The organism is Enterobacter cloacae complex sp. XAL002 (assembly GCF_049236805.1).
Lineage (GTDB): Bacteria > Pseudomonadota > Gammaproteobacteria > Enterobacterales > Enterobacteriaceae > Enterobacter > Enterobacter intestinihominis.
Genome location: NZ_JBMKJN010000048.1, coordinates 1 through 5,947 on the forward strand (window position 1 = coordinate 1; position 5,947 = coordinate 5,947).

The following is a 5,947-nucleotide window of genomic DNA, read 5'->3' on the forward strand; positions in this document are numbered from 1 at the left end:
GCAAGATGGGCGGATTTCCACACGGCAGCGGCGCCCGGCAAGGTGGGCCGATTCCCACGCGGCAGCAGCGCCCGGCAAGATGGGCCGATTCCCACGTGGCAGCGGCGCCCGGCAAGATGGGCGGATTTCCACACGGCAGCGGCGCCCGGCAAGATGGGCGGATTTCCACACGGCAGCAGCGCCTGGCAAGGTGGGCCGATTCCCACGCGGCAGCGGCGCCCGGTGGGTATTTGCATTCACTTGACTCCCCATTTGCATTTTACTTGACTGCCTGTTTGCACTTCTCTTGGTCATCTCCAACAGAAAATAGAGACAGTTTCCTTCCGAGTTGACCGGCAGCTATGAGCGAAAAGCGGATATAGGCTTAATGTGAGAAATGACATTTTCTAATACCACCTCGCCATTGTGCAATGTGTAAAAAAGCAAGAAGAAAAACTCCGCTGGCGGTAAACCGCATTCGGGCCCCCCCCCGTGCCGGAGTTTTACCGAATGGCGCAGCGGGGCAACCGGCGCGGCCTGCCCCGGCGCTGACCGCCCGATCACTATATCTGGTAGGCCTGCCAGCTGAGACAGGCACAACATGTAGTGTTGCGCGCCGCGGCGGGGCGATTCGGTGTTATGCGGGTTTTACCGAATGTCTACAGATCGTGAGCGGGGATGAAAGGCCGTTATGCAGGATTAGCAGGGATGATTGACGGGGTCGTCAAAATAGCATAGTATTGTTCCTACAACTCAACCCCGAACGCAGCGATTAAGTTCACTGGCAGTTGGGGTGAAGAAACCGGCCAGCGAGCCGGTTTTTTCGTATCTGATGGGAAGCAAACGTGCGCACCGCTTTTTTCATTGATGGATACAATCTCTTTTACGGGCTGCTGGCTGGAACACCCTTCAAGTGGCTCGACCTCCCTGCGCTTCTGACATATATCACGAAAATTCAAAATCCTGCCTCTGAGACTGCCCAGGTAAATTACTTTACCTCTCCCGTTTTACCTCCTCTTGCAACCAGAGGTAAAGAGTCGGCTGAAGCTCAGGATGTTTATATTCGCGCACTCAAGGCGAAGGGCGTTACAGTCCATTTAGGAAGACACAGGCTTAATCGTGGCAGTGCGCCGCGTTATCTGGATGGTATTCCTGCATCCCGATCTGATAAGGTTGATGTATGGGATCTTGAGGAAAAAGAGACCGATGTAAATATTGCTATCAGTATGTACCGACTTCTTTCAAAGCAACAGAACCTTGAAGCAGATGCACGCATTGCACAAATAGTCTTAGTGTCGGCTGATACCGATATGACGCCTGCCTTAAAAGCAATAAAGGAAGATTTTCCAGAAATAACGGTTGGCATTATTTTGCCACATCGCGAAGGTATCGAACGCGGAGTGCCCGGCTCACTTAAAAACCATAGTGATTGGATAAGACGACAAGTGAAGATTGACGAATTGCAATCTCACCAGTTTCCTGAACGTGTCCCTACAAAGAAGAAGCCTGCTATCAAGCCTCATTACTGGTAATTCGGTAATATGGGCGTTTTACCGAATTACCGTGTCCGGGCATCTCATACCCTCAAACAGTAGCGGCCTCGCCGGAACAGTTTAGGATCAGGACATGCTAAGCTGAACTTAATCCGTCATGAATATTCTGAGGTAATATGAAAAAACCGCGCAGGAACAGAACCAAAACCGTGCAGTTCACGTATAAACAGCATTACCTGGGCAGACAGTTCCTGAAACTATTTTCACAGGATGCAAATAAAGTTTATGTAAAGATAGTAGATAAAGAAGGGGTCGTAAAACAAAAGTCTGTCAACGATGAAGTCTTTTATTCAAAAAAAGGATGGGATGAATCCACGGAAAGACTTATGAAAAGCATAGAGGATGCTTTTAAGGAAGAAGTAGATAAAGCAATAAATAATGAAAATAGCTTCAATTTCGGAAGAATAACTGATTACTACCTGATGTGGAATATCAGGGGCAGGTTAGCCAGCGAACGTCCGGAAAGCGTCAATTTCCGCATAATCGGAAGCGAGTTATCTTTTGAAGAGCAGGACACATTAGAGTACAAAGGGGCTTATTTTATGAGGCCGGACGGAACAATGCATGATGATATGTTTCGGGGTTTGACATTCAAAATGGACTTGAATAAATTAAATATTTTATTTAAAAGCAGGAAGTGGGGATTAGTTAAATCGCCGGAGGAAAACTTTATCCTGCCTGATTTCTGGAACGTTAATCTTTGGAAAAACGATCTGACCTGGATAATCCCAATTACAAGAGACATGGCATTTGTTGCTGAGCACGAAAATGGAATCGTAACGCAAGAAAATGCGTGCCGCATGAATCAATTTTCGATGACTCACTGTAATAATTTTTGTGTTACGTATTCATAAAGATAAACCTGAAAAATTAGGCATTTCTCTGTGTAATACATATGTATTACACAGAGAGTTAAGATTATTGTGTATGCTTAATCGCTCTCAGGTATCTCAACAAGTAGGAAGTCATCGGGCGCTTAAAAATCCAAGTAGTCGTCACTTTCCCTGTTACACAGTTCGGTGTTATGGGCGTTTTACCGAATGCCCGGACGGGAACATAAGAAACTGCCTGGCGGCAGCCTTATAATTGCTGGTCAATAACACGGTGCTGGGTGGAGCAATAAGCTTCATTGCAGTAATTTGTTACCTGACAGGTGAATATTATCTGATAAGAAAATCTGCCAGAAAACTGATAGCTTTCGTCCTATAAGCATAAACCTGACCACTAAGATAGTTCACTTTAACGTCCACTTCTGGCACAAAGCGGACCGCCTGAGGCGTCGGGAGGTCTACTATGAGCGAGGAGCTGAAGTTGGCACTTTTTCTCCCACAAAAGTGACTGTAGAAATAGTTGCATTTCACTTTTTCGTGCCTTTAGACATCAAAGCGAAGCCAGCGTTCTAGCAATCCCGATTTGTTCAAAGGAACTGAGTGAGCATTTATTTTTTTACCTTCCAATATACTTTTAGCAAAGTATGTGCAATCAGGTTTGAAATGTACAGTGAGTAAGTCAGGATTAATAGCCATTAAATCAGCATCAAAAAGGCGATGCAAACATGCAAGCATCAATAATCCGTTAGAAGTATTATTATTTCCTGTTCCAACTGGCTCAATGTGGGCGGCCTCTAGTGCTTCTCCGCTATTAGTTATGGCACAACGATAACCAAAGTTAGCGGCCACACGCTCTTTAAAATCGTTCTGATTGGTACGGGTACGAACAATACGATCTGCGAACAACGCTTGCTCAATAGATTCAGATAGAGCGGGAGCGTAAGAAGGAGCATTAGCAACTGAATTTACAAGCGTTTCTACGGGATTTATAATGGTATTCGGTTGTTCAGGAGGAAGAATCACTTCTAAAGGGCGTACAGGTATTCCTGTGAGGTGTTTTGACGGCTTACAGACACTAAGAAATTCATGTGCCTCTTTTACATCCATACCTTGTTTAGTTGCTTCTCGTTTGAAAGCATCAACCATAGCAACGGTGTACCCCTTTTCTGCAAACAATCTGAGCCACTTATCACTAAAGGATTCTGGAGTTTTGGCAACAGGAATAGAAACAACTTCCTCTACTGATTCAGTAGACGATAATACAGGCACCCCGATTAAAAAATCAGCATTGGCAATAGGTTTTTCAATTTCTACAATTAGCTTAGGTGTACTTATGCTTGCATGATGAACATCTCTAGCATGGTCTGCAAATCCTCCAAGCGATTGAAAATCAACCTTGCATTCAATACATGAAATACGGCGACTTATAAGATCCGCCTCTAGCTTTTTTTGTTCGTTTTTAGCTTGAATTATTTCGTCCTGTTTCGTTTTCGCTATGTGCCAAGGATCAGACTTAATCTTTTTCTCATTACGAATAGCTCTATATTTGGATGAAAGTGATACTTTAGCCACAGGTTTACTTTTTTTGTTATTGAGTCGCTCAAGTGTTTCACGCTGAATAATATCTTTTGCTTTCTTCGTCGCTTGCTTTTTTGACAAACCAGATGCAAGAAGTTCAAGCATTATATCTGAATAAAGTAAAGGTTTATTTTTACGTTTTTGATTATTTAACTTGCGTTTTTGGTTGTAAGTTTCCATTTCTTTAGGAGTTAAATAACCTCCTACGCTACGGATAGGTGCAGGCGCAGTTAACGGTTTCTTACCGTTAATATTCTTTTTTACTTGCTCTTTGCTAACTCTAACTTTAGCTGTAGTGGGTTCTACATGGAAATCATGGCTACTATCATTTTGTTGGGTGCTGATCAGAACTTCTCTGACCTCTTCGGGAATTGGCTTACCTTCTCGGCTTGCTCTTCCCCATGCCTTGATAGCTTCTAAGCGTGTCATTTTCATGTGAGTACCTGAAAAATCTGTAGATATGAGGAAGTATACAAATCGTTCTTATCAATCGTCTATACATGGAGGTAAGCACTGCAAAAGCTGACGGAATGAAGGCATTACCGTCATACATGAATCCAATCAAAAAGCCATAGAAACCATGCAGGTATTTGTTTGTATCCCTGCATAACGAACCATTAATTTTTAGAGCGCCTCTGGCACTCCAACTTCCGCTTTTGGCACACAGCAGCCGTTAAGATGTAAGGCCTTACGCCAACTAAATCTAATGGGACAGATTTAGTTGGTGATGGTCAAGTAATCTGCAAACGGTCACCAAGTAAAATGCAAATGGGTAGTCAAGTCCGATGCAATTACGCAGCCCGGCAAGGTGGGCCGATTCCCATATCGACATGTATGTAGCTTGTGTTATCCGTGGATTGTGCAGCTCAGCGGGTCGCTGGTCGTATGGCGTAGTGTCCCCCGTAACCGGCCGCGTGCGGCCGCTAACGCGCAGTACGGCGCCGCGACCCGAAGGCGGGCCGCCGTTCCCGCGCGCAGGCGCGCGGCGCCCACTGCGCACCACCGTGGGGGACGTGCGGCAGCTGCGTGGCGGCGGGCTGGGTTATGGCTTTGCAGGGAGGGGCTGGGCCGGGCGATACGGTCAGCGTTGCGGTTTCCGGCGATTTGCGGCCGGTGCCCGTTTAAGTCCGGCGTGGTCGCCTTCCATGCCCTGACGGGCATAAGAAAATAAAACCGCCATGCTGCGGTCATTCATGATTTTGTGGTGTAGCGATAAATAGTCATGCGAGAAACGTTGAAGCGCTTAGCAACTGCACCAACTGTCATTTCAGGATCAGCAAGTAAGATTCTAATTTGTTTAACATCTTCTTCAGAAAGTGACGGTTTTCTCCCTCCCACACGGCCCCTTGCGCGTGCAGCTGCAAGGCCTGAGCGCGTTCTTTCAATATTGCGGTTGCGTTCAAAGCTAGAGAATATCGCCATCAGATGAGTATAGATTTCCCCTATAACTGGCGCATTTGTGTCTATTCTGTCCTTGATGGCTATGAAAGTTATTCCGCGTTTCTTCAGGTCGTCGAGTAAAGTAATGACTTGACCCAATGAACCGCCGAGCCGATCTAGTGCCCAAACTACTAGGGTATCTCCCTCGCGCAATGCTTTCAGGCAGTTCTCCAGTTCCGGCGCACCTTTTTTGTCGCGCTTGGGGCCGCTACGTGAGGTCTGATCCTGATAGATTTGCTCACATCCAGCTTTTGTTAGTTCGTCAACCTGGTGCGCCACATCCTGAAGATGCGTAGATTTACGTGCATAGCCGATTTTCATTCTTTTCTCGCTAATTAGTTATGGGGTTATTGTTATGTTGATACAGTAACGAGTTTTGTTACATGAGGGGAGTCATTTTTCGGGAGAAGTCAGGACTTTTCAAGACTGTCACAAAAACCATCGTTTTTGATACATTAATTTAACCAATAGGTTGCAGATCAAATCGCCTGTAACAGCCTTTCTGGCTGTTTGTCGTTTTCAGAAGACGGCTGCACTGAACGTCAGAAGCCGACTGCACTATAGCAG

Annotated in this window: 4 protein-coding genes; 2 read left to right on the forward strand and 2 right to left on the reverse strand. The window is 45.8% G+C overall.

What is annotated here, in order from left to right:
* Window positions 1-824 precede the first annotated feature (824 nt).
* Complete coding sequence (locus ACOT0L_RS23575; RefSeq protein WP_004201232.1) at window positions 825-1,511, forward strand: NYN domain-containing protein; 687 nt, start codon at window positions 825-827, stop codon at window positions 1,509-1,511.
* A 137-nt stretch (window positions 1,512-1,648) separates the two neighbouring features.
* Window positions 1,649-2,386 (forward strand): hypothetical protein, encoded by a 738-nt coding sequence (locus ACOT0L_RS23580; protein ID WP_004201234.1) that lies wholly within the window; start codon window positions 1,649-1,651, stop codon window positions 2,384-2,386.
* A 519-nt stretch (window positions 2,387-2,905) separates the two neighbouring features.
* Here the strand turns inward: ACOT0L_RS23580 and ACOT0L_RS23585 are convergent.
* Together ACOT0L_RS23585 and ACOT0L_RS23590 are read right to left on the reverse strand one after the other, a co-directional pair.
* Window positions 2,906-4,375, reverse strand: coding sequence for an HNH endonuclease signature motif containing protein (locus ACOT0L_RS23585; protein ID WP_004201235.1), 1,470 nt, complete (start codon window positions 4,373-4,375; stop codon window positions 2,906-2,908).
* Window positions 4,376-5,131: 756 nt separating this feature from the next.
* Window positions 5,132-5,701 carry a recombinase family protein gene (locus ACOT0L_RS23590; protein WP_001749988.1) on the reverse strand — a complete coding sequence of 190 codons (570 nt, stop codon included), beginning with the start codon at window positions 5,699-5,701 and terminating at the stop codon, window positions 5,132-5,134.
* Between the last annotated feature and the right edge of the window lie 246 nt (window positions 5,702-5,947).